The 24,148-nt window shown below is 57.3% G+C and carries 26 protein-coding genes; 20 read left to right on the forward strand and 6 right to left on the reverse strand.

Annotated features, from left to right (window positions below; translation table 11 throughout):
- From AC0IM9_RS14215 to AC0IM9_RS14240, 6 genes are all read right to left on the reverse strand, one after another.
- On the reverse strand, positions 1-114 hold a 114-nt coding region (locus AC0IM9_RS14215), incomplete at its 3' end, for a transposase (protein WP_482804523.1).
- Between the two features lie 158 nt (positions 115-272).
- Positions 273-1,670: a 3'-5' exonuclease family protein gene (locus AC0IM9_RS14220; protein WP_482804450.1), complete on the reverse strand. Its 1,398-nt coding sequence runs from the start codon at positions 1,668-1,670 to the stop codon at positions 273-275.
- Positions 1,663-4,572, reverse strand: coding sequence for an aminomethyl-transferring glycine dehydrogenase (gene gcvP / locus AC0IM9_RS14225; protein ID WP_482804451.1), 2,910 nt, complete (start codon positions 4,570-4,572; stop codon positions 1,663-1,665). The genes AC0IM9_RS14220 and gcvP overlap by 8 nt, the downstream gene beginning before the upstream one ends.
- 4 nt (positions 4,573-4,576) lie before the next feature.
- Positions 4,577-5,674, reverse strand: a complete 1,098-nt coding sequence (gcvT, locus tag AC0IM9_RS14230; RefSeq protein ID WP_482804452.1) for a glycine cleavage system aminomethyltransferase GcvT — start codon at positions 5,672-5,674, stop codon at positions 4,577-4,579.
- 81 nt (positions 5,675-5,755) lie between these two features.
- Positions 5,756-6,454 carry a zinc ribbon domain-containing protein gene (locus AC0IM9_RS14235; RefSeq protein ID WP_482804453.1) on the reverse strand — a complete coding sequence of 233 codons (699 nt, stop codon included), beginning with the start codon at positions 6,452-6,454 and terminating at the stop codon, positions 5,756-5,758.
- Positions 6,455-6,623: 169 nt separating this feature from the next.
- Complete coding sequence (locus tag AC0IM9_RS14240) at positions 6,624-7,367, reverse strand: YkgJ family cysteine cluster protein (RefSeq protein ID WP_482804454.1); 744 nt, start codon at positions 7,365-7,367, stop codon at positions 6,624-6,626.
- A 311-nt stretch (positions 7,368-7,678) separates the two neighbouring features.
- On the opposite strand from AC0IM9_RS14240, the gene AC0IM9_RS14245 reads away from it, so the two are divergent.
- The 20 genes from AC0IM9_RS14245 (at position 7,679) to AC0IM9_RS14340 (ending at position 24,148) form a co-directional block, all read left to right on the forward strand.
- On the forward strand, positions 7,679-8,401 hold the full coding sequence (locus AC0IM9_RS14245; RefSeq protein WP_482804455.1) for a class I SAM-dependent methyltransferase: 723 nt from the start codon (positions 7,679-7,681) through the stop codon (positions 8,399-8,401).
- 10 nt (positions 8,402-8,411) lie between these two features.
- A complete protein-coding gene (locus tag AC0IM9_RS14250; RefSeq protein WP_482804456.1) occupies positions 8,412-8,978 on the forward strand; it encodes a DUF3261 domain-containing protein in 567 nt (188 codons plus the stop codon).
- Positions 8,959-10,140, forward strand: a complete 1,182-nt coding sequence (locus tag AC0IM9_RS14255) for a beta-ketoacyl-[acyl-carrier-protein] synthase family protein (protein ID WP_482804457.1) — start codon at positions 8,959-8,961, stop codon at positions 10,138-10,140. The genes AC0IM9_RS14250 and AC0IM9_RS14255 overlap by 20 nt, the downstream gene beginning before the upstream one ends.
- The gene (locus AC0IM9_RS14260; RefSeq protein ID WP_482804458.1) at positions 10,137-10,586 is read left to right on the forward strand and encodes a hotdog family protein; all 450 of its coding nucleotides are present in this window, start codon (positions 10,137-10,139) and stop codon (positions 10,584-10,586) included. The genes AC0IM9_RS14255 and AC0IM9_RS14260 overlap by 4 nt, the downstream gene beginning before the upstream one ends.
- A complete protein-coding gene (fabG, locus tag AC0IM9_RS14265; protein WP_482804524.1) occupies positions 10,579-11,304 on the forward strand; it encodes a 3-oxoacyl-ACP reductase FabG in 726 nt (241 codons plus the stop codon). Before AC0IM9_RS14260 ends, fabG begins: the two co-directional genes overlap by 8 nt.
- The gene (locus AC0IM9_RS14270) at positions 11,298-12,521 is read left to right on the forward strand and encodes a beta-ketoacyl-ACP synthase (protein ID WP_482804459.1); all 1,224 of its coding nucleotides are present in this window, start codon (positions 11,298-11,300) and stop codon (positions 12,519-12,521) included. Before fabG ends, AC0IM9_RS14270 begins: the two co-directional genes overlap by 7 nt.
- A gap of 204 nt (positions 12,522-12,725) precedes the next feature.
- On the forward strand, positions 12,726-13,085 hold the full coding sequence (locus AC0IM9_RS14275; protein WP_140914226.1) for a hypothetical protein: 360 nt from the start codon (positions 12,726-12,728) through the stop codon (positions 13,083-13,085).
- Between the two features lie 218 nt (positions 13,086-13,303).
- Positions 13,304-13,699 (forward strand): nuclear transport factor 2 family protein, encoded by a 396-nt coding sequence (locus tag AC0IM9_RS14280; protein ID WP_482804460.1) that lies wholly within the window; start codon positions 13,304-13,306, stop codon positions 13,697-13,699.
- A gap of 19 nt (positions 13,700-13,718) precedes the next feature.
- On the forward strand, positions 13,719-14,366 hold the full coding sequence (locus tag AC0IM9_RS14285) for a glutathione S-transferase family protein (protein WP_278210939.1): 648 nt from the start codon (positions 13,719-13,721) through the stop codon (positions 14,364-14,366).
- Positions 14,367-14,865: 499 nt separating this feature from the next.
- Positions 14,866-15,360 carry a hotdog family protein gene (locus AC0IM9_RS14290; RefSeq protein WP_482804461.1) on the forward strand — a complete coding sequence of 165 codons (495 nt, stop codon included), beginning with the start codon at positions 14,866-14,868 and terminating at the stop codon, positions 15,358-15,360.
- 66 nt (positions 15,361-15,426) lie between these two features.
- Positions 15,427-16,278 carry a hypothetical protein gene (locus AC0IM9_RS14295; protein ID WP_482804462.1) on the forward strand — a complete coding sequence of 284 codons (852 nt, stop codon included), beginning with the start codon at positions 15,427-15,429 and terminating at the stop codon, positions 16,276-16,278.
- Positions 16,279-16,499: 221 nt separating this feature from the next.
- Positions 16,500-17,891: a GntP family permease gene (locus AC0IM9_RS14300; protein WP_482804463.1), complete on the forward strand. Its 1,392-nt coding sequence runs from the start codon at positions 16,500-16,502 to the stop codon at positions 17,889-17,891.
- A 383-nt stretch (positions 17,892-18,274) separates the two neighbouring features.
- Positions 18,275-19,003, forward strand: coding sequence for a beta-ketoacyl synthase chain length factor (locus tag AC0IM9_RS14305; protein WP_482804464.1), 729 nt, complete (start codon positions 18,275-18,277; stop codon positions 19,001-19,003).
- On the forward strand, positions 18,988-19,782 hold the full coding sequence (locus AC0IM9_RS14310) for a lysophospholipid acyltransferase family protein (RefSeq protein WP_482804465.1): 795 nt from the start codon (positions 18,988-18,990) through the stop codon (positions 19,780-19,782). The genes AC0IM9_RS14305 and AC0IM9_RS14310 overlap by 16 nt, the downstream gene beginning before the upstream one ends.
- Entirely contained in the window at positions 19,763-20,020 is a 258-nt protein-coding gene (locus AC0IM9_RS14315; protein WP_140914219.1) for a phosphopantetheine-binding protein, read from the forward strand. The genes AC0IM9_RS14310 and AC0IM9_RS14315 overlap by 20 nt, the downstream gene beginning before the upstream one ends.
- 6 nt (positions 20,021-20,026) lie before the next feature.
- The gene (locus AC0IM9_RS14320; RefSeq protein ID WP_278210934.1) at positions 20,027-20,275 is read left to right on the forward strand and encodes an acyl carrier protein; all 249 of its coding nucleotides are present in this window, start codon (positions 20,027-20,029) and stop codon (positions 20,273-20,275) included.
- 1 nt (position 20,276) lies between these two features.
- Positions 20,277-20,819, forward strand: a complete 543-nt coding sequence (locus AC0IM9_RS14325) for a COG4648 family protein (protein WP_482804466.1) — start codon at positions 20,277-20,279, stop codon at positions 20,817-20,819.
- 4 nt (positions 20,820-20,823) lie between these two features.
- Entirely contained in the window at positions 20,824-22,500 is a 1,677-nt protein-coding gene (locus AC0IM9_RS14330; protein ID WP_482804467.1) for an ApeI family dehydratase, read from the forward strand.
- Entirely contained in the window at positions 22,497-23,231 is a 735-nt protein-coding gene (locus AC0IM9_RS14335) for a glycosyltransferase family 2 protein (protein ID WP_482804468.1), read from the forward strand. The genes AC0IM9_RS14330 and AC0IM9_RS14335 overlap by 4 nt, the downstream gene beginning before the upstream one ends.
- Entirely contained in the window at positions 23,228-24,148 is a 921-nt protein-coding gene (locus AC0IM9_RS14340; protein ID WP_482804469.1) for a lysophospholipid acyltransferase family protein, read from the forward strand. Before AC0IM9_RS14335 ends, AC0IM9_RS14340 begins: the two co-directional genes overlap by 4 nt.

Consider the following 24,148-nt stretch of genomic DNA (forward strand, 5'->3'; position numbering starts at 1 on the left):
GTTGATTCCAAGCTCTTTGGCTACCTGAGCCACCGATTGATCGGATTCATTAGCTAATTTGACTGCCGACTCTCTAAATTCTGCCGTATAGGTATTGGGTTTTTCTCTGCTCATTTTGGATCACAATATTTTTCGGATATTTTAAAAATTGTGTCCGGTTTAGTGTAGCCCCATCACTCACCACACCCTACACGACTAGACGACTAGACGACCTAAATTGTGCGCACAGAGCTGTAGGTCAGATTAGCAACGCGTAATCGGACGAACGCGGTTCAACCGACCACACTCAATGTCTGGGACAACCCAACAACCTCCGCCTTCCTCAACGACTTACTCAGCAGCATATAAGTATCCCGATCAAACGCCGGAACGCCGGCCTGCAACAACTCCGCGATTTCCACCTCGTTTTTGGCGGTTCCCAAATAACACCAACGGTCGATCACGTGCAGTTCCTCGCCTTCGCGCACGCCAATCGCGCCCGGATACGGCCAGACCGCAAGTTTGAGTTTTTGCATGGCGATCAGCACCCGCGCCGCGTGGGCCAGCGGCGCTTCGCTGCCGACGCAGGCGCCGCGGCATTTTTTGATCTGGTAACCGAAGCACGGCCTACCAGCGGCGGTTTTCTCCAAGCCCAATACGCTCAAACACAGGCCGTGCTGTTCGGCGACGCCGCGCAAGGCTTTTTGGGCGTCGCGCTGGCTGTGGTAGAGGCCGTATAAATTATCCTGGGCGCCGAAATCCAGCTCGCCGGCCCAACTCAATACCGGCTTGAGTTGCTCGCCCTGTTGTTGTAACTGCCAGGCGCACAAGGCGTTTTTGCGACGCAGGCGCTGGTTGTGCACCGGGGTTTTTTCCTTTATCAAGCGGGCTTCCAGCAACAGCGCGCCCAATTCGCCGGCGGTTTCGATCCAGTCGATGCGCCGCAGTTGCTGGGCCAGGCTCATCTCCTTGCTGTTCTTGTGGTCGGCGCCGAAATGCGCCAGCACCCTATTGCGGATGTTGACGCTTTTGCCGATGTACAACGGCAGGTCGTTCTCGCCGTAAAACAGGTAGACGCCGGGGGCTTCCGGCAAATCGTGGATCAATAACGGGTCGATATTCGACGGCAGGCTGGAGCGGCCGACCAGACGCTGCACCGCGGCATCGACGGTCTCTGCAGAAAATTGCTCGCAAGCCTGAGTCCAGAATTGATGAATCAATTGCGCATCGGCCAACGCCCGGTGCCGGTCTTTGGCCTGCAAGCCGTGGCGTTCGATCAGGCTGTCCAGATTATGGCGGTGGAAGTGCGGATACAAGGCCCGCGACAATTTGACCGTACACAGCACTTGCGGCCGGAAAGTCATACCCACCCGGCTGAACTCGTTCTTCAAAAACCCGTAATCGAAACGGGCGTTGTGGGCAATGAACAGCCGGCCTTCCAGCAACTCCACCACTTCACCGGCTACTTGGGCAAAGCTGGGCATCTCGGCGACCATCTCGTTGCTGATGCCGGTCATTTGCTCTATGAACAACGGAATCCGAGTTTGCGGATTGACCAACTGGTTCCATTCCCGCACCCCATCGGCATCGACCAGGACGATGCCGATTTCGGTGATGCGGTCCTTGGTGGCGGTGGCGCCGGTGGTTTCCAGGTCGACGAAGGCCAGCGGCTGGTTAACGAGTTTAGGCATCACACTCCGTGGCGGCTTGCACCCAATCCAGCGGGCAACTGCAAAACACGTGGCGGTCACCGTAGACGCTGTCGATGCGCCCGACCGGCGGCCAGTATTTATCGTCGTGCTGATGGCTGTCCGGGAAAAAGGCTTTCTGCCGGGAATACGGCAATTTCCAGTCCTCCAGCAACAAGCGATGGGTATGCGGCGCGTTGTGCAGGACGTTGTGCTCCGGGTCGGCTGTGCCGGTTTCGATCTCGCGAATTTCGGCGCGGATGGCGATCATCGCCGCGCAGAAGCGGTCGATCTCGGTTTTGTTCTCGCTTTCGGTGGGTTCGATCATCAAGGTATCCGGCACCGGAAACGACACGGTCGGCGCATGAAAGCCGTAATCGATCAGGCGTTTGGCAATATCTTCGACGGTGACGTTGGCGGTTTTTTTAAAGGCATGACAATCGATGATGCATTCGTGCGCCACCCAGCCGTTGGCGTCGGTGTACAAAATCGGATAATGCGGCGCCAGCCGGTGAGCGATGTAATTCGCGTTCATAATCGCGGTCAAGGTGGCGCGGCGCAGACCGGTGGCGCCCATCATGGCAATGTAGGCCCAGGAAATCGTCAAAATGCTAGCCGAGCCCCACGGTGCCGCCGACACCGTGCCCACCGTGCCGTGCTCGCCTTTGGCCGGATTTACGCCCTCCACGACCGGATGATCGGGCAGATACGGCGCCAGATGCGCGCCGACGCCGATCGGCCCGACGCCGGGCCCGCCGCCGCCGTGCGGAATCGCAAAGGTTTTATGCAAATTCAAATGCGCCACGTCGGCGCCGATCTTGCCCGGCCGGCACAAACCGACCAAGGCATTGAAATTAGCGCCATCCATATACACCTGGCCGCCGTGCTGATGGACGATGTCGCAAATCTCCCGAAACGCTTGTTCGTACACACCGTGGGTGGACGGATAGGTAATCATCAACGCCGCCAGCGTGTCCTGGTATTGCGCGGCCTTGGCGCGCAGATCGGCGACATCGACGTTACCGTGGTCATCGCAGGCCACGACCACGACCTGCAGCCCGGCCAGGGTGGCGCTGGCCGGATTGGTGCCGTGCGCCGAAGCCGGAATCAGGCAGATATTGCGCTGGCCTTGACCGTTGACCTGGTGGTATTTGCGGATTACCAGCAAGCCGGTGTATTCGCCTTGCGAGCCGGCATTGGGTTGCAACGAGAAGGCATCGAAGCCGGTCAGGTCGCAGAGCATGTCTTCCAGTTCCGCGAACAATTGCTGATAGCCCTGGGTTTGGTGCAGCGGCGCGAACGGATGCATCGCCGCGAATTCGTAAAACGAGATGGCCTGCATTTCGGTGGCAGCGTTCAGTTTCATCGTGCAGGAACCGAGCGGAATCATCGCCCGATCCAGGGCAATGTCGCGCCGTGCCAGCCGGCGCATGTAGCGCATCATCTCGGTTTCCGAGTGGTACTGACTGAACACCGGATGGCTGAGGATGGCATCGTCGCGCAGCAACGGGGCGGGAATGCATTCTGCCAGGCCGGCATCCAGCGCGGCGATGTCGGGCAATTCGCTGATCGGCGAGGCGAAGATCTGCCAGAGGGCGCGGATATGGTCGCGGGTGGTGGCTTCGTCCAAGGCAATGCCCAAGGTATCCGGATCGATCACGCGCAGATTGATGCCCGCCGCTTCAGCCTGAGCGGCAAAGCGCCGCGCCCGGTTGGGCACACGAATTCTGATCGTGTCGAAATAACACTGGCTCAACACCTGGTAACCGCTACCGGCCAGGCCGGCCGCCAGAATCTGGGCGTAACGATGTACCCGGCCGGCGATCAGGCGCAAGCCGTCGGCGCCGTGGTAGACCGCGTAAAAACCGGCGATTACCGCCAGCAACACCTGCGAGGTGCAGATATTGCTGGTGGCCTTGTCGCGGCGGATGTGCTGCTCGCGGGTCTGCAAAGCCATCCGCAATGCGACCTGGCCGTGGCTGTCCTTGGAGACGCCGATCAAGCGGCCCGGCATCGAGCGTTTGAAATCGTCGCGGGTGGCAAAGAACGCCGCGTGCGGGCCGCCGTAACCCATCGGCACACCGAAGCGCTGAGCACTGCCGACCACGATGTCGGCGCCGAATCTGGCCGGCGGCGTCAACAGCACCAAAGCCAGTAAATCGGCGGCGACGGTGACCAGCGCCGATTTGGCGTGGGCCAACGCGGTAATTTCGGTCAAATCGTGGATTTCGCCGCCGCTATTGGGATATTGCAGGATCAACGCGAAAAACTCGTGCTGCTCCAGCCCGTTAAATGGGTCGGTGACCACCACCTCGTAACCGAGCGAGCCGGCCCGGGTTTTGACTACGCCGATGGTTTGCGGATGACAGTTTTGGTCGATCACCACCGTGTTGGCTTGGCTTTTCGCCAGGCGGCGCGCCATCGTCATCGCTTCTGCAGCGGCCGTGGCTTCGTCGAGCAACGAGGCGTTGGCGATCTCCATGCCGGTCAGGTCGATGATCATCTGCTGGAAGTTCAATAATGCTTCCAGCCGGCCTTGACCGACTTCGGCCTGATACGGCGTGTAAGCGGTATACCAGCCGGGATTTTCCAGCACGTTGCGCTTGATCACCGCCGGCATGATCGTGTCCGAGTAACCCATGCCGATCATCGACACCATGACTTTATTGCGTTCGCGCATGGCCCGCAGGTATTTGATCACCGCCCGCTCGCTGATCGAACCGGTCAGTTTCAACGGCTCGTGGTTCAGAATGTCGGGCGGCAGCACCCGATCGACGATCTGCTCCAGATCGTCCAGGCCCAATTCGGCCAGCATGGCCCGAGTTTGCTCGGCATTGGGGCCGATATGGCGCTGGATAAAATTACCGCGCATTTCCAGTTGATCGAGGCGGGAACGGTGGCTCATGGGCTTATCTCCCAGGTTTGTGGTACCGATGCGGCACGAACGGTAGCCGGCAGACTGTCAATTCCACGGCCGAGTTCCGCACCAGGGCTTTGAGGCGGATGCCGGTTGTGGCGACGCGTTGATCGACCAAGGCCATCGTAATCGGCCGGTTCAAACTCGGCGAAAAACTGCCGCTGGTGACGATGCCGACTTCGCTATCAGCGTTATCCAGCAAGACAGCGCCGTCCCGAACCGGAATTTTCCCGTCAACCAGCAATCCGACTCGGCGCCGGCCGACCGCGTTTTGCCGCTGCGCCAGAATGGTTTCGGCGCCGGGAAAATCGCTGTGGCCTTTTTTGAATATCCAGCCCAGACCGGCCTCGATCGGTGTGATGGTTTCGTTCAATTCATGGCCGTACAGGCAAAGCCCGGCCTCCAAACGCAAGGTATCGCGCGCACCCAACCCAATCGGCTCGACGCCGTCCTCGGCCAGCAACACTTTGGCGACTCGTTCGGCCTCTGCAGCCGGTAACGAGATTTCGAAGCCGTCCTCGCCGGTGTAGCCGCTGCGGCTAACCGTACAGGCCACGCCGGCGATGGCAGTGGCGCAGACTTGCATGAACTGCAGCGCCGTGGCGTCAGGCGAAAATTTTGCGATTACCGCAGCCGCTTCCGGGCCTTGCAAGGCCAACAAGGCCTGGTCAGCCAACTCCCGAAAATCGACTTTACCGGCTAATTTTTCCCGCAGATAGGCAAAATCCTTGTCCTTGCAACCGGCATTGACGATGAGGCCGACGCCGTCCGCCAGCCGGGTAACGATGATGTCGTCGATCACGCCGCCGGCGGCGTTGGTCAGTACCGAATATTTTTGGCTGTTGACCGGCAAATCGAGGATGCCGCCCGGCGTCAGCTTTTCGATGGCCTCAGCCGCCCCATCGCCAAGCGCCAGGCATTGGCCCATGTGCGAAATATCGAAAAAGCCGACGCGGCTACGGCAATGCAGGTGTTCGTGGATGATGCCGCGCGGGTATTGCACCGGCATTTGGTAACCGGCAAAGGCGGTCATTTTGGCGCCCAGTTGCTGATGGAGGGCGGCAAGCGGGGTTGGTTTCAAGTCTGACATGGCGGGCCGGCTGTTGCGGGTTGCGAGAGCGTCAGTCTACCAGCGTATCGGGAAACACCGCGGTCCGCCGGTGTAGCTGGCCTAGGGTGCGGATTCGCCGTTTGCCGCTGCGGGCGGCTGTGCCGGGGCGGCGCTGTGCTGTAAATCGGCACCGCAATCGGGACAATAGCGCTGCTCCTCACCAACCAAGGCACCGCAAGCATAGCAGTGGACGCTTGGCTGCAATGAGCTGCCGCACTCCCCGCAATACTTGGCCGTAGACGACACCGCCGCGCGGCATTGCCGGCAACGGCGCTTGTCGGCGGCGGCCAGCCACGGCCGGAGCCTGGCCCAATCGCTCAGTGCCAGAACCAGTCGGTCGGCTTGGCGGTAGGCGCGCAATACCAGCCAGACGCTGACGCCGACGATTAACGTCAATACGCTACCGTAATAAATCGTTTTGCCGGTGGCATTGACGAAGGGCGCCAGCACCTCCCAAAACAGGCTTTGCGCGGCAACCAGTATCGCCAACGCGCATAGCGGTTCTGCAATATCCTTGGCAAACACCAGCACGCCGCCGCGGTCCGGCACCGTTTGCAGCGCCAGACTGGCGCAAAAGTAAAACAGCACCAAAGCCGCCAGTTTCGCTGCGAACCAGACAATCTGCCCGGCCTTGAAATGCCAGAACAATTCCAGCTGGTCCATCATCGGCACCAGCGATACCGCCTTGCCGATGGCCAGTATCGTCAACAGCGTTACCAGCAGTTGGGCGGCGCGCAGAGCGGCACTGTTTGCGGACATGTTGCCTCCTTCGACGGGATATTCAAACTGATGCACGAAATCTTCGATCGGCTGGGCGGAGCGCCGTATCCGGCAACCGGATAACGTCCGAACTCAAGCTCTTGGCTAGCGTAGCATAGAACAGGCGCCGGCGGGATTGGCGGCAGCGCCTGACTTTCGGAACTGAAAATCAAGGCTTGGCGAGATACTCGAAAAACTCCTGCATCCACTCCGCTCCGCGTTTTTTCGGAAACTGGTTGGGGTGAGTCTTGACCCATTGCAGGGCGTAGATCATCGGCACCGAATCCGGCTGAGTGATGTGCTTGGTTTTCCAGAGCTTGCGCACCAGCCGCGAGACCTGAAACTTCAATTCGATGTGTTTGACCGTATCCGGAGACGGCTCCCGGCAATGCTCGGCCGGCGACGTGACCAGGTATTCGCGGCAGGCCAGCGGCCGGTCGGGGTGAATCGAGCAACTCTCAGCTTCCAGAAACGGGCAGGCGATGTTCTGGCGGAAATACTCCAGCGCGTGGCTCTGCACCGCGTCGTGAGTCGTGCCCTGCTCCAGCTGCTGCTGCAAGCGCTCCAGCCAGCCGATCCGGTCCAACTGCGCACAACCGTCCGAAAAACGTTGTTTGACCTCGCTGCGCCTGGGCTCCGGCAAGCGTTCGACCAAGGCGGCGATGTGGTAAGCCTCGAATTCGGCCAGCGGCACCACCTGCCGGCAACAGGCGCCGCAACCGGCTTGGCAGGAAATGGCCTGGTCGGTGCCGACGAAGGCCGCGACCGCCGTATCGACGAATTGGTTATCGATCTGCTGCAATGCCGGCAGCACGCCGAGCGGCGTCACCTTGTCCGCGGGGACCGCGAACTGCAACGCCACCGGCTGGCCGTAGAGCGTCAAATTGACTTGGGCGGATACATTCTTGGCCATGTTGTAAAACTCGTTTGCTGAATTGAGCGGCCGGACAGCCGCCGGTCAATTTTAACGCCTTCGGCCGGCCGGAGTGGTTTTGTTTCAATGCGAAAAGCAAGCCCGCCGGGCGCTCGCGGCCTTGCAAACCAACGGCAGCCACCACTGCCAGAAAAATCCCTTTCCCATTGCGGGAAATTAATGTTAAAAGTTTGCACTCAACCATCCACGAGGAAATGCCTGTGATCTCAGCCGTAATTTACATTCTGACCGTCAGTTTCGCCGCCTACGCCATTTACAGAGTTCAGGCCAAATAGGCCTTAGCCCGGCAGATGTCCAGCGCCAACCTCATTCCACCCCCGGCGGGGACGCCGGGCACGTATTGGGTCAAGGAAAGCGCTTTCGGCATCTGGTTTCTGAATACCTACACCTGGCGGCAGCGGGTACTACGCATCGCACTGAACGATCTGACCAGGTTGTTGCCGTCTACCCCGCTCCGGCCGGCGATTCTGGATATCGGCTGCGGCCGCGGCAATTCGTTTGCGCTATTGGAGCAGCAGTTCCAACCCAAACATATCGCCGGCATCGAAATCGACCCGGCATTGCTGGCGGACGCGGTCCGCGCCGGGTCCCACTGTGCCTGCCCGGTCGATGTCGCGTTGGGCAATGCCGAACAGTTGCCGTATCCGGACGCCAGTTTCGACCTGCTGTTCTGCCACCAAAGCTTCCACCACATCGTGCAACACCGGCGCGCGATGCAGGAATTCCACCGGGTCTTGAAACCGGGCGGCCTGCTGCTATTCGCCGAATCCTGCAAGCGCTTCATCCATTCCCTGCCGATCCGACTGCTGTTCCGACATCCGATGCAGGTGCAAAAAACCGCCGACGAATACATCGCCTTGATCCGCGACAGCGGCTTCAAACTGGACGATAGCGCCATCTCCAAACCCTATTTGTGGTGGAGCCGGCCGGATATCGGCGCGCTGGAATGGTTCGGTTTTTCCTTGCCGCAGCGGCCGGAACCGACCTTGGTCAATCTAGTCGCCGTCAAATAACGTGGCGGTATTGCCAGCTCTTCGCCGCGGCCTGCCGGCCGCTTTTACCCTGATATTGGCCGCAGCATGCGCACCTGTGCCGCCGGCAGCGGATACCGCCGGGCCAACCCTGGCGCCGCCGCTGGGCCCGGCCCGACACATTCTGCAACTGGTCACCGCAACCTGGCCGGGCGGCAGCGACAGTCTGCTCTGCGCGCTGGAATTGACGGCCGAACGCATCGCGATGGCCGGCACCAGCAGAGACGGTCTGAGTTTGTTCAATTTAAGCTACGACGGCGAAAACTTGGCAATAGATAAAAATCCGTTGCTGCCGGATTCGATCGACCCGCGGGCCATCGTCGCCGATTTGCAGTTGATCTATTGGCCGGCCGCGCAGTTGCAAAACAATCTCCCGCCCGGCTGGCATCTGCAAACCGGCGCCAACCGCCGCGAACTGTTCCAAGGCGCGGAAAAAATCGCCGAAATCGTCTATCTCTCTAACGAAGCCGACTGGCCGCGGCACGCGGAATTGTCGAACTTGCGCTACCGCTATCGATTGACCATCGACACCTTGAGTTATGAACTGCTACCTGAATGATTTAGGCATCCTCTGCGCATTGGGCAGCGGCCGACAGGAGGTTCTTGACGGCTTGTGGCGCGGCGACCGCAGCAGGCTGCAACCAAGCGACGCATTCAGCCCAGGCCGCAGCCAATACCTGGGGGCGGTTACGGCGCCGTTGCCCGAGATACCGGACGCGTTGGCCGTGTACGCCTGCCGCAACAACCAACTGCTGTTGGCCGCGGCCGAGCAAATCCGCCCCGGCATCGAAGCGATGCGCGAACGCTTTGGCCCGGAGCGGATCGGCATCGCCCTCGGCACCAGCACCTCCGGGGTCCGCAATACCGAACTGGCTCTGACTGACCAGGCCGAACACGGCCGGCTGCCGCCCGCTTACCACTACAAGCAACAGCAGATGGGGGCCGGCGCCGATTTTCTGGCCGAATATCTGCAAATCCGCGGACCGGCCTACACCCTGTCCAGCGCCTGCGCCTCCAGCGGCAAGGCCTTTGCCTCGGCGCAACGGCTGCTGGCGATGGACTTGTGCGACGCCGTGATCGTCGGCGGCGCCGACAGCCTGTGCGGCTTGACCGTCAACGGCTTCGCCGCGCTGGAATCGGTCGGCGCCGGCTTGTGCAAACCCTTCGGCCGCCGCCGCGACGGCATCAATATCGGCGAAGCCGCCGCACTGTTCATCCTGAGCAAACAGCCGGGGCCGGTTTGCTTGCGCGGCGTGGCCGCGACCAGCGATGCCTACCACTTCTCGGCCCCCGATCCGGACGGCACCGCCGTGCAAACTGCGATGCGGACCGCGCTGGATCAGGCCGGACTGACCCCGGCGCAAGTCGATTATCTGAATATGCACGGCACCGCGACGCTGTTGAACGACGCGATGGAAAGCAAGGCCGTGCATGCCGTGTTCGGCACCGACACGCCGGTCAGTTCCAGCAAAGGCATGAGCGGCCACACCCTGGGCGCGGCGGCAGCGCTGGAACTGGGCTTTTGCTGGTTGTTACTGCAAAGCAACGATGCTCAGGGCCGCCTGATCGCCAACGTCAACGGCGACGACATCGACCCCGAACTGCCGCCGTTGAATTGGGTGGCGCCGGGCCAGAGCTTGGGTCGGCCGTTAACAGTCTGCCAAAGCAACTCCTTCGCCTTCGGCGGCAGCAACGTTTCGATCGTGATCGCGCAGGCATGACAGCCGTGACCGATTGGGACATCGCCGAGTTGTTGCCGCATACCGGCGAAATGGTCTTGCTGGACCGGGTAGTCAGTTTTGAAGAGGACCGGCTCAGCGCGGCGCTGACCGTGCGCGGCGACGGCCTGCTGTTCGGCGACGAACGCGCGGTACCGGCCTGGGCGGCGCTGGAATACATGGCGCAAGCCATCGGCGCCTATGTCGGCCTGCAAGCCAAACAGGCCGGCCAGCCGATCCGTCTCGGCTTTCTGCTCGGCAGCCGTCTGCTGCAAAGCAATGTCGGCAGCTTGCCGGTCGACTGCAAACTGGCCGTGACGATCGAAAAAATCGTGCAGGACGAGCAATTAGGCGTTTTCGATTGCCGGGTTAGCGGCGACAATATCGAGATCAGCGCCAAGCTGAATGTCTACCAACCTCGATCCGACCAATCCTTACCCGATGAATAACACTGTTCTCGTCACCGGCTCCAGCCGCGGTATCGGCAAAGCCATCGCACTTTACCTGGCCGGGCGCGGCTACGACCTGGTGTTGCATTGCCGCAGCCGGCGGGCCGAAGCCGAAGCCGCCGCCGCCGAAATTTCGCAGATGGGCCGCCAAGCGCGCATCCTGCAATTCGATATCGGCAACCGCAGCGAATGCGCCGACATTTTGAACGCGGACGTCGAAGCCCACGGCGCATACTACGGCGTGGTCTGCAACGCCGGCATCAGTGCCGACAATGCCTTTCCGGCCTTGACCGGCGAAGACTGGGACAGCGTGATCCGCACCAATCTGGACGGTTTTTACAACGTGTTGCAACCGCTGGTGATGCCGATGGTCAGGCGGCGGAAACCGGGGCGGATTGTGACCCTGTCGTCGGTTTCCGGTTTGATCGGCAACCGCGGCCAGGTCAATTACAGCGCGGCCAAAGCCGGCATCATCGGCGCGACCAAAGCCCTGGCACTGGAACTGGCCAAGCGCGAAATCACGGTGAATTGCGTGGCGCCGGGCTTGATCGACACCGACATGACCGAAGCCTTGCCGCTGGACGAAATCAAACAAATGATCCCGGCGCGCCGCGTCGGCCGTCCGGAAGAAGTGGCCGCGGCGGTGGCATTTCTGCTGTCGGCAGACGCCGGCTACATCACCCGCCAGGTGATTTCGGTGAACGGAGGCCTGTGTTGAAGCGGGTGGTGGTTACCGGCATGGCCGGCTTGTCGCCGATCGGCAACGACTGGCCGACGATTGCCCAACATCTGCAAAGCAGCCGTACCGGCATCCGCTCGCTCGCCGAATGGGACCAATATCGGGGCCTGAATACCCGGCTGGCGGCGCCGGTGGAATTCGAACGGCCGGCCCACTACAGCCGCAAACAAACCCGCAGCATGGGCCGGGTAGCGCTGCTCGCGACTTACGCCACCGAACTGGCTTTGGTCGACGCCGGCTTGCTAGATCACCCCTGTCTGGGCAGCGGCAATACCGGCATCGCTTACGGCAGCTGCGCCGGCAGTTTCGAGGCGATCGCCGATTTCGGCAATATGCTGTTGAATCACGCCACCGACGGTCTCAACGCCACCTCGTACATCCGGATGATGGCGCATACCGCGCCGGTCAATATCGGCCTGTTTTTCGGCATCAACGGCCGGGTGTATACCACCTCCAGCGCCTGTACCTCAGGCAGCCAGGGCATCGGTTACGCCTACGAAGCGATCAAATACGGCAAGCAGCAGGTCATGGTGGCCGGCGGCGCCGACGAGTTGTCGGCCTCGGAAGCGGCGGTGTTCGACACCCTGTTCGCCACCAGTCTGCGCAATGCCGAACCGGACCAATCGCCACGGCCGTTCGACCGCGACCGCGACGGTCTGGTGATCGGCGAAGGCGCCGGCACGCTGGTGCTGGAGGAACTGGAGCATGCCCTGGCCCGCGGCGCGCATATCTACGCCGAAGTCGCCGGTTTCGGCACCAACTCCGACGGCCTGCACGTGACCCAGCCGGACGCGGCCAGCATGCAAACCACGATGCGGCTGGCGCTGCAGGATGCCGGCCTGCCGGCGTCGGCCATCGGCTATATCAGCGCCCACGGCACCGCCACCGAGCACGGCGATATCGCCGAAAGCCGCGCCACCTTCGCAGTATTCGGCGGCAACACCCCGATCAGCGCATTGAAAAGTTTCACCGGCCACACCCTGGGCGCTTGCGGCGCGCTGGAAGCCTGGGCAACGATCATGATGATGAACGCCGGTTGGTTTCACCCGACCGCGAATCTGGAGCAGGTCGACCCGGCCTGCGCCGATCTGGACTATATTCGTGCCCAAAGCCGATTGGTGGACACCGAATACGTGATCAGCAATAACTTCGCCTTCGGCGGCATCAATACGGCGCTGATTTTTAAACGTTTTTAATCGATCAAGTCGCGCGAATGGGACATTAGCGACATTAAATTTGGCGACAAGGGCTTTGGGTCTGTCTTTACAGTTAAGAACAGTCTTAGCGTATATTTGTCGTTAGCGGGTTTCCGGCCAACTACCAAAAACAAAATCCGCCCGTTACAAATAGAACTATTCCGAAAATAAACCGTAACGCTTTATTCAACCCAGGAGACAACCATGCTGAACAAGATCGTACTCGCGCTGTTTTTGAGCCTGTTGGTGGGCTGCACCACGACCGGCCATTTCAAGGTGCCGGAAGGCTCGCAATTGTATCTGTACAAGCGGCCGCAGCCGGTGGACATTAAAGCCAACGGCGAAGTCACCACCCGGCCGTTCTTCTGGACTGCAGCCGGCATGCCGCCGGGCGGCGGTATTCCTTACCGGCTGGAGAAAGACGGCAAGGTGGTGAAAGAAGGCAAGCTCCGCGCCAAATTCCGGGTGGTTTCCATTTTCTGGCCGCCGTTCTCGCTGATTTACTGGCCGATGGGTCTGAATCCGAACATCACCTACGACTTGATTAACGACAAACAGGAATAATCCGCACCGCTTCGGTTCCGGCCCGGCCGCAGGCCGCGAACCGAAGCCCGCCGGCCGGTTGCGCCGGCATTGCCCGTAGCACCTGACCACAGCGGCAGCGGCGAATAGGCATAATGGCTTTTCCCGTTAGCCGGAATGCTGTTAAATTAAACGGCAAACGATGGCGCCGAACCCGCCCGGCCGCCAAACCACCACTCCGGCAATTTACGATTCAACACATGCTTACCCAACCACAAGCCGACAAACTGGCCGACGCCTGGCTCCAGGCCTGGAATAGCCGCGACCTGGCGCAGATCATGGAACACTACGCCGACGCGATCGAGTTTCGCAGCCCGTTCATCCTCAAACTCATGGATATCGCGGACGGCAGCCTGCACGGCAAACCGGCACTGGCAGCCTATTTTGCCCAGGGTTTGGCCAAATTCCCCGAATTGCATTTCACGCTATTGCAGGTCCTGCCGGGTGTCGGTAGCGTCACCTTGTTGTACCGCAGCGTGAACGACCTACTGGCGGCCGAAGTGATGGAAATCGACGCCGCCGGTAAAATTTGCCGGGTCATGGCGCATTATTGCGACCCGGCGGCCGCGGCCCGCGGCGCATCATTGGAATCTTGATACACGGGAGCTTATCGATATGAGTTTGAGTCTGGTCATCGGCAATAAAAATTACTCGTCCTGGTCGTTCCGGCCCTGGTTTTATTTGAAACACCACGATATCGAGTTCGAAGAGATCCGGATTCCGCTGTACCAGGAAGAATCCAAGGCCAAAATCCTGCAATACTCACCGTCCGGCAAAGTCCCGGTATTGCTGGACGGCGAACTGCGGGTTTGGGATTCGTTGGCGATTCTGGAGTATCTGGCCGAACGCTTCCCGCAAACCCAGGGCTGGCCGGACGATTTTGCCGAACGGGCGTTGGCACGCTCGCTGGCGGCGGAAATGCATTCCGGTTTCACCGCATTGCGCACCTATTGCGGCATGAATTGTCGGCGCACGCCGGCCGCGAAGCACTTGCCGGAAGGGGTGCAGCCGGATATCGACCGCATCGGCGAAATCTGGCAACAATGCCGACGCCGGCACGGCAAAGACGGCGCCTGGCTGTTCGGCCGTTTCGGCATCGTCGACGCAATGTACGCACCGGTGGCCTTCCGCTTCCACACCTACCAGTTGGTCACCAACCCGGACGCCGAAGCCTATGTGCAAACCGTGTTGCACAGCCCGGAAGCGCAAGCCTGGATTGAAGCCGGCAAACAGGAAAGCGAAGTCATCAGCGCGTTCGAGTAACGCAGCATTGGCAACTGCGCCGTTTTATCGGTGAAAAGCAGCGCAAAGCCGATTTAAACGCCGGAGGTCTATCCGGATACCGTATTTCGGTGGTTTATTCTGCCGAAAGATATTCGGCGGTTGGGGTGAGATGGTGAGTGGTCGGTTGCGGCCCTTTGCGGTCTTGGGAGCCACACTAAACCGGTGCTTTCTTGCATACATGGCCGACCATGGGAGCAGAAAAGGCTTCGAGTAGAGGTAATCCGCTTGGAAAAGTCAGCTTTCGAAGGCTTTTTACGCACCGACTCTGTTTAATCGTAGACTTTTAGAGATTACCACTCAGCAATTCTATTCGTACTCGAATAAATTAACGATTTGCAGACTGAAGTTGGAATAGAACGCAATAGCCCTTATGATTCAGTCTCGATTAGTGTTTTGTATTCAACACCCGAATATTTGACAGCTTGGTTGGATTCAGGATAGCCTGGTTTCTATGCAACTCCTTTTTAATTAATTACCTATGGAACAAAAACTAGTTTTTTACGTGGGCCAAGAGTACAGCCTTCAATTCCGCTTTTCACGCTGGACAACTTGCCTTTGGAACAATCCTTTAATCTTGTGGCTGGTGAAGTTTTTTCGTTTACCAGTGCCTTTCGATCCAGTGATAAATTTTATGTGGTTGACTGGCGACTGGAATAATATCCACTATGATATTGCGGCTGCCAAACAAAGTCCGATTGGATGTATTGCGATTCCTGGCATTCTTGTTGAGTCCGTTTTTTCGAAAATTTTAGGCACAAGATTTCCTGGAAATGGAACAGTTTATTTAAGCAAAACATTAGAGTTCAGAGAGGCAATTATTGCGAATATTGATTATATCGCCAAGGTAAAGATTGAAAAAATATCTTATTCTAGGCATATCTTAGAGCTTTCCACTGAAATAGTTTCTTCCGACAATGCCAGGACTTTGGTATGTGGTAAGGCTAAAGTCATTAATGGCTTTATAAGAAAGTAAAAAACAAATTATTCAAAAAAGTGAGCAGATGGTTTTTATATAATTTATTTTTAGAAGGGAGCTTGTATGTCAAACGTTTATAGATCGCATAAAACCATTAAATATATTTTTTCTTGGTTGATTGTGTTTTTAGTAGTTTGGGAGGATGAACCTTATATTAAGCCGACATTATGTAACGTTCAAACCTTATTTGGTTTGGCGCAGTGTCACGATTGGATTCCACCATCGATCGTTGCTTTTCTATTGACCGGCATGGGGTATATAGCGGAAAAAAAATATGAATATTCTATGAAAAAGAGAATAATTCAGGATTTCTTAAAGCGAGAAGAACAGCTTGGTGGCTGGTGGTTATACGGTCTTGTTGACTTCCATTCTCATACTGAAGATTTAAATGAAAAAATAAGTGTCGTCGGTTTTTTTCATATGAAGCACGAGCCAGGTGCAAAAGATGTTTACAGTGGACATGCTTTTGAATATCGAAAAGAAGATGCCGTCGATCCCATCTCTACTAAAAGAGGTACTTGGCATTCGTTATCAGTATTTGAAAAAACCCAGGAGGACAAGGTGCTTCATATTTGTTATGACATGACTTATAGGGTGAAGGGGATCGCAGACATTCAAAACTATATCGGTATAATTATGATTGAAAGAAAATCTGATGCAAGATTTTTGATTGATAAGTCTCCTGAGTGGGGGAATGTTTATTGTGGAGAGGTTAGGGCAATATCGGAAAAGCATTTTCATCATGGGTGGATATATTGCGTGCAATTAAATTTGAATGAGCAGCAGATTTTAAATGTTGCGCTTGATGGGATGGGTCCGATCGATAAAATCACCTCTTTTGCAAAAAGAGATGCGCATAAGATTATTAAAAATACTGAGATATATAAAGAAATTCAGAGTGCTTCGAGCAGATAATTCAGGCTTTCTCTTTTTGTTAGTATTTTTTGAAACTTCTGTCGTTATAAGGTCGATTACCATGTAGCAAATGACTGGTAAAAAATTTAGGACCTTGTGCGACTTAGCTTTTAGAGAGCATCATGATCAGCTAGCTGGTTGTAGTAGCAAGGAATTGATGAGAAAATTAGTCGGTAAGTTATTAATTATTTTTTATAAAACTGGTTAGTTCGGGAGCGGTCGTGAGTTTTTTTATAGTTATAATTTCGTTGGTTGCCCTGATTTTTATTGCTCTTCGTGGTTACAGTGTTATTCTCTTTTCCCCCTTAATAGCGAGTGCTGCAGTATTATTCACGGACCCTAGTTTAATTGCGCCATTCTTCACAGGTATTTTTATGGAAAAAATGTCGGCGTTCATTAAGTTATATTTTCCGGTTTTCTTGCTGGGAGGGGTTTTTGGAAAAATGATTGAGCTATCAGGATTTTCCACCGTGATAGTTGCGACAATTACTAAATTTGTTGGTTCTCAAGGTACAATATTAATCGTGGTTGTTGCTTGTTCGTTATTGACTTATTTTGGAGTTTCCCTGTTTGTAGTTGTTTTTGCTGTTTATCCATTTGCTTCAGAGATGTTTAGAAAAAACAACATACCGAAGCGCTTGTTGCCAGCTACTATTGCCTTAGGCGCATTTACTTATACCATGGACTCATTGCCGGGATCGCCACAAATCCAAAACATAATTCCGACAACCTTTTTTAAAACTGATGTTTATGCTGCCCCCTCGTTAGGCTTTATTGGCGCGGGTTTTATTTTTATTTTTGGTTTAGCTTTTCTTAGCTATCGTCGTTACCAAGCAATTGCTTCTGGTGAAGGGTATGGGGTAGAGAACGAAAATACGCCCATCTCACGCAACGTCGAAAATCTACCACACCCAGCTATTGCTTTAATGCCTTTGTTTTTAGTTGGTTTGATGACTTACAAGCTTAGTGAATGGATACCAACGTATTATGGTGAAGTCTATAGCGTTGACGTAGTAGGTCAGGCTAAACCGTTGATTACTGAGATAGCTAAAGTTAAGGCTATCTGGGCCGTAGAAGGCGCACTATTGATTGGTATTTTGACTACACTAGTTTTCGCATTTAAGACAATTAAAGTCAGTTTCAAAATAGCTGTCAAAGAAACTATTAGCGGTTCGCTGTTAGCTGTTATGAACACCGCTTCTGAGTATGGTTATGGCGGCATCATTGCGGCTTTGCCGAGCTTTGTAGCTATTGAGAATGCGTTAAAATCAATCTCTAACCCATTGTTGAATGAAGCAATTTCTATAAGCGTGTTAGCTGGAATAACTGGTTCAGCATCGGGAGGTATGAGTATTGCCTTAGCGGGAATGGCCGAAACATTTGTTCAGAATGCCCAGCATGCGGAGATACCTTTAGAGGTCTTGCATAGAATCGCTGCTATGGCATCTGGCAGTATGGACACTCTCCCACATAATGGTGCGGTGATGACTTTATTGTTTGTTACTGGTCTCACTCACAAGCAAGCGTATAAAGATATTTTTTTTATTACTTTGATAAAAACCTTGGCTGTTTTTTTTGTTATTGGCGTTTACTTTACCACGGGAATTGTCTAACAGGCTGGTGAAAAGCTCACAAAGCCAAGCAATCCGAGACCGATAACTGCTGGTACCGGTTAAAATAGGCTACCTAAATTTGGAGATGCCCCAATGCGTGGACACGATGCCATCCAACACAGCTGGTTCAGCCCGCGTAGGGCGTATTAGCGATAGCGTAATACGCCGCATGATTAAAAGCCAACTTGCGGCGCAAGACGGCTTAGCCTATTGACGCCCTACCCAATTACACCTTATGGCCTTGGCTTCGGTTCGTATTGCATCACCCGTCCAAATTCCCTCGTTCCGAATCCTCTGAACGGCGACCCGCGCGCGGCAGTTCAGTTCCCGATTATAATTTGCTCCCCGCCGCTTCGGCGCCAGCGTCAACCGACTTCCGCAACATGGCCTACCCGTTCATCATCCGCCGTTGGAGCGCCTGGGCACCGGGCTTGCAAACCCAGGATGACTGGCGGCAATTTGCGGCCGGCCGGAAACCGCCGGATCATCAACCCCCGCCGCCGCTGCAATACACGCCCAAACCCTTGCAACGCCGGCTCAGCCCGCTGGCGAAGGCGGCGATGTTCGTCGTCGAGCAATGCCTGACGCCCGGCGAGCAAATGCCGGCCGTGTTCAGCTCGTCGCACGGCGAAATCGGCAAATGCCTGGACATGCTGAACGATCTGCAGCGCGGCGAGGAATTGTCGCCGACCGCGTTCAGCCTGTCGGTACACAATGCGATTGCCGGCCTGTTTTCAATCGCCTACGCCAACCGCTGCGAAATCAATTGCGTCGCCCCCGGCGCCGGCGGGCTCGGACCGGGACTGATCGAAGCGCTAGGCTTATTACACGCCGGACACGGCGAAGTCCTGCTGGTGTATTACGACGAAGTATTGCCGGATTTCTTTCCTTCGGCCGGTTTTGCGGCATCGTTACCCTTTCCCTGCGCGGCTGCATTGCGGCTGGCGCTTGCCGGCCCCGGTCTGGCGCTGGCGTTTTCGCCGACAAGCTCGACTCGTCAGGATGGCGAGCAACCGCTACAATTGCCGGCCTTTATCGAATTCCTGGCCGCCGACCAATCCGAATTGCATTTGGGAAACGGCGGCCGCGGTTGGCAATGGCAAAAACTCTGAGTCACAACATCAACTATCTTTGGCGACTGGCGGCAACCGCAATCAGCTTCGCCTGTTTCGGCCTCGGCGGCGTGCTGTTGTGGTTGGTGGTGTTTCCGTTGCTGGCGCTGCTGCCCGGCGACCGCCGCCGCAAAGCCTGCCGCGCCCAAACCATGGTCCATCTGAGCTTTTATGCTTTTATCGGCTTGATGCACCGGCTGGGCGTGATGAGTTACCAAATCTGCGGCGGCGAAAAACTGAATCGTCCCGGCCAACTGGTGGTAGCCAACCATCCGACCTTGGTGGATGTGGTGTTTCTGCTCAGCCGCATCAAGCAAGCCAGTTGCATCGTCAAGGCCAGCTTGTGGCGCAATCCGGCCATGCGCGGCTCGATCCTGCATGCCGGCTACATCAGCAATGCCGATTCGCAGACCATGATCGCCGATTGTGCGGCGTGGCTGAACGGTGGCGGCGGCTTGATCGTATTCCCGGAGGGCACCCGTTCGATACCGGGCCAGGCTTACCGCTTCCAGCGCGGCGCCGCCGCGATTGCCCTGGCCGCCGACTGCGTGTTAACCCCGGTGACCTTGACTTGCACCCCCAGCACCTTGACCAAGAACCTGGCCTGGTACCGGATTCCGCCGCGGCAGTTTCATTTGCGGATGGAAGTCGGCGACGACATCGACCTGAGCGAGTACCGGCGATTGCAACCGCACTCGATCGCGCTGCGCCGGCTGACCCAAACTTTATTGGATTACTTCACCGAACAACGCCAAGCTTATGAGCAACACCGAAACTGAATTAAAACGCCTGATCGTCGATACGCTGGCGTTGGAAGACATCGACGCCGCCGACATCGACAGCTCGGCGCCGCTGTTTAACGGCGGGCTGGGGCTGGATTCGATCGACGCCCTGGAATTGGGCGTGGCGATCCGCAAGCAATACCAGGTTAAAATCGACGCCGAACAGGACGACGTGGCGCAGATTTTTTCGTCGGTTGCGGCTCTGGCTCAATTTATCGATTCCGCGCGCAGTTAACAGCTTATGAAAAATCGTGAACAAATTTTGGCCGCCATCCAAGACATCATGGTGGAAATGTTCGAAATGGACCCAGACCGCATCGAACCGGAAGCCCGCCTCTACGAAGACCTGGATTTCGACAGTATCGACGCGGTCGACATGATTGTGCGCCTGAAAGAACTCACCGGCAAAATGGTGAAACCCGAGGATTTCAAAACCGCGCGCACCATAGGCGACGTGGTCGAGGCCGTCCACCGCCTGATGCAGGATTGAGATGGCGCCGGGCTTGAATGCGCTGATCGGCCTGTTAACCGCGCTGTATCCGGCGGCGGTGTATTTCGGCCTGCAATACCTGCAACCCCGGCTCATCGCGCTAGCACTCGGCGCGATGTTGCTGTTGCGCTTGGCCCTGGTCCGCGCCGACTGGAGCAAACCATTGTTGCTGGCCGGCTTGGCCTACGCCGGCTTTGCAATCTGGAGCAATCAGGCCGTGGCCTTGCGCTTTTATCCGGCGCTGATGAATGCGGTGATGCTGGCGATATTTGCCGCCAGCCTGCTCCATCCACCTTCGATCGTCGAACGTCTGGCCCGGTTGAAGCAACCCGATCTGCCGGCGCAAGGCGTGTTGTATACCCGACGCGTGACCCAGGTCTGGTGCGGCTTTTTTATCGTCAACGGCGGCATCGCTACGGCGACCGCGCTGTGGAGCAGTTTCCAGGTTTGGAGCCTGTACAACGGCCTGATCGCTTACCTGCTGATGGGATTGCTGTTTGCCGGCGAATATTGGGTCAGGCTGCGCACGCTGAAACCGGAATAAGCTCTTGATTGCGCTGGCCGATTTACTCAGTGCCGAGCGGACCGGAACCGTTGCCCGACACGGCGGCCGCGATTATAGCTTCGCCGAATTTCGCGCGGCGGTCGATGACTGGCGGGAATCGTTGTCCGCTCAAAACGGGCAAAAATATGCCTTGTTCTGCCACGACGCCTACCCGTTTGCGGTGTTGTTGTGCGCGCTGTGGCACGCCGGCAAGCAGGTCTGGCTCGCCGCCAACAACCGGCCCGGCCCGGCGCAGCAACTGCAACAGGCCGGCTGCCGGCTGATCGGCGACTGGCAAGCCGGCTTCGATTATCGGCTGGACCAAGAGCGTGGGAGAATGCCGGTTTTCGACCGTCTGCAGCCGGACGCGAACAATCTGGCGATTTTCACCTCCGGCTCGACCGGCGCGGCCAAATCGATAAGCAAATCCCTCCGACAGTTGCAAGCCGAAGTCGACACGCTGGAAAGGCTTTGGGGCCGGGATTTGGCCGGCAGCCGGATTCTGGCAACGGTCAGCCAGCAACACATTTACGGGCTGCTGTTCCGGGTGTTGTGGCCGCTAGCGGCCGGCCGCACCTTCCACAGCGAAACGGCGTTGGATGCCGAGCATCTGGCTCGACAAGCCGCAGCCGGTCCGGCCTGCTGGGTCGCCAGCCCGGCCCATTTGAAGCGGCTGGCTGGCGATGCGCCGTGGCCCAGTCTGGCCGGGCTTTCCGCCATTTTCAGTTCCGGCGGCCCGCTTCCGGCCGAGTCCGCCGCGCAGATTGAGCGCCATTGTGGCCGGGCGGCGCTGGAAATCTACGGTAGCAGCGAAACCGGCGGCATCGCCTGGCGCCGCTATCCCGATCCGGTCTGGCAATTGTTCGACGGCCTGAGTCTCGAACTAATCGACGGCAAGGCCTACCTGAGTTCACCCTATTTGCCGGACGATAACACGCTGGAACTGGACGACAGGCTGGATTTGCAAAGCAAGGACCGTTTCCTATTGCACGGCCGCCGCGACCGTATCGTCAAAATCGAAGAAAAACGCTTATCTCTAACCGAATTGGAACGGCATTTGGCGGATAACCCCTGGCTGAGCGAAGTCCATGCCCTGGCTTTGGCCGGCAGCCGCGACCAGTTGGCGGTCTGTGCGGTACTGTCAGCAGCCGGTAACGCGGCGATGGCCGCCCACGGCCGTAAAGCCTTGATCGGCAAGCTGAAGGAAGCTTTGCAGCCGTGGTTCGAAGCGGTGTTGATTCCGCGCAAGTGGCTATTTCTGTCCGCCATGCCGACCACCGTGCAAGCCAAACTGGACAGCCAATTGCTGCAAACCTTGTTACAGAGCAACGACCGCATGCCGCTGTTGCAAACCGCCGACTTGCAGCCGGACACCGTGGTGCTGGGTTTGAAAGTGCCGCGCCAGCTGCGCTATTTTGCCGACCACTTCCCGGGTTATCCGATTCTGCCCGGTGTGGTCCAGATCGGCTGGGCCGAGCATTTCGGCAAACAACTTTTTAACATCAACGCGCCGTTTAGCCGTTTGGAAGCCGTCAAGTTCGCTAAACCGGTCCGTCCCGATTATGAATTGCAATTAACGCTGGACTGGCGCCGCGACAGCAACAAATTGAATTTCCGATTCAGCCAAGCCGAACAAGTCTATAGTTCCGGCCGTTTGGCATACGCAGCGGACCCATCATGAAAACCTGTTTGGTCATCCCGGTTTACAACCACGAAAGCGCGATCGTGCCATTGCTGGCGCGATTGGAACGCTTCGGTTTGCCTTGCATTCTGGTCGACGACGGCAGTAGTCCGACATGCCGGCAAGTACTGATCGAGTGTGCCGCCCGACACCGCAGTTGGATCATGTTGCTACAACGGCCGAGTAACGGCGGCAAGGGCGCGGCGGTAGTCGACGGTTTTCAAAGGGCCATCGCCCAGGGCTTCAGTCATGCGCTGCAAATCGACGCCGACGGCCAGCATGACGTGGACGATATTCCCAAATTTCTCGAGCTGGGCTGCCAACATCCGGAAAAAATGATCTTGGGAACCCCGCAATACCAGAGCGACGCGCCGAAAAGTCGGGTTCATGGCCGAAAAATCACCAATTTCTGGATCGCAATCAATACCTTGTCGACCGCCATCGGCGACGGCATGTGCGGCTTTCGCCTGTATCCGTTGACGGCGGTCGGGCAATTGCTGGCCGGCAGCCGGCTGGCGCCCGGCATGGCGTTCGATATCGATATCGTAGTGCGCTTGTACTGGCAGGGTCTGGAGGCGGTCAACCTGGCGACCGCCGTCCGCTACCCCCTGGACGGCGTTTCCCATTTCGATCTATGGCGGGACAACTTGAAGATTTCGGCGGCCCACGCCCGCCTGTTTTGCGGCATGCTGCCCCGTATCCCCCGCCTGCTGGCGCGGCATTGGCGATGAAAACCAAGCGGCATTGGTCGCAAATGCAGGACTGGAGCCTGGCTTGGGGTATGCGCCTGTTGTTTGCGGTCTACCGACTGTGCGGACGGCAGATGCTGCAAGTCTTTCTCTACCCGGTCGTGACCTATTACTGGCTGGCAAATTCCGCGGCCAGACGCGCCAGCCGCGATTACCTGACCCGATTGGCGGCTTTCCAGCCCGAGGTGAAGCTATCGGGTAGCCTGTTCGATAGCTACCGCCACTTCCTCGGCTTCGCCAACGCCATTATCGACAAACTGGCGGCCTGGTCGGGTCTGATCGCGGTAAACGATGTCGAATTCTCGGGCCGCGAACAGCTATTGGCCGACCTTGCCGGCGGCCGTGGCGCCTTGTTGCTGGCCAACCACCTGGGCAATCCGGAAGTATGCCGGGTCATGGCCGACCGCGACGCTGCCGTCAAGATCACGGTATTGGTGCATACCAAGCACGCCGAAAAATTCAATCGCCTGCTCCGCCGTTACAACCCGGACAGTGCGATGAATCTATTGCAAGTCACCGAAATCAATGCCGCCACGGCCATGCTGCTGGCGGAAAAAATCGAACAGGGCGAACTGGTGGTGATTGCGGCCGACCGCACGCCGGTCAATGGCGGCCGTACCCTGACCGTCGATTTCCTGGGGGCGCCGGCCCGATTGCCGCTCGGGCCGTTCGTATTGGCAGGCCTGTTGAAATGCCCGGTGTATTACCTGTTTTGCGTCAAGTGCAAGGGCAGACACCGAATCGTGTTCGAACGAATCGGCGATGCGTTGAGTTGGCGGCGCGAACAGCGGGATGCCGTTATCCAACAAGCGGCCGCACTTTATGCGCAGCGGCTGCAACAGCATACATTGCAAGCGCCGTTGCAATGGTTCAATTTCTACGATTTCTGGCAGACATAA

Source organism: Methylomonas sp. Uni0011 (assembly GCF_056850255.1).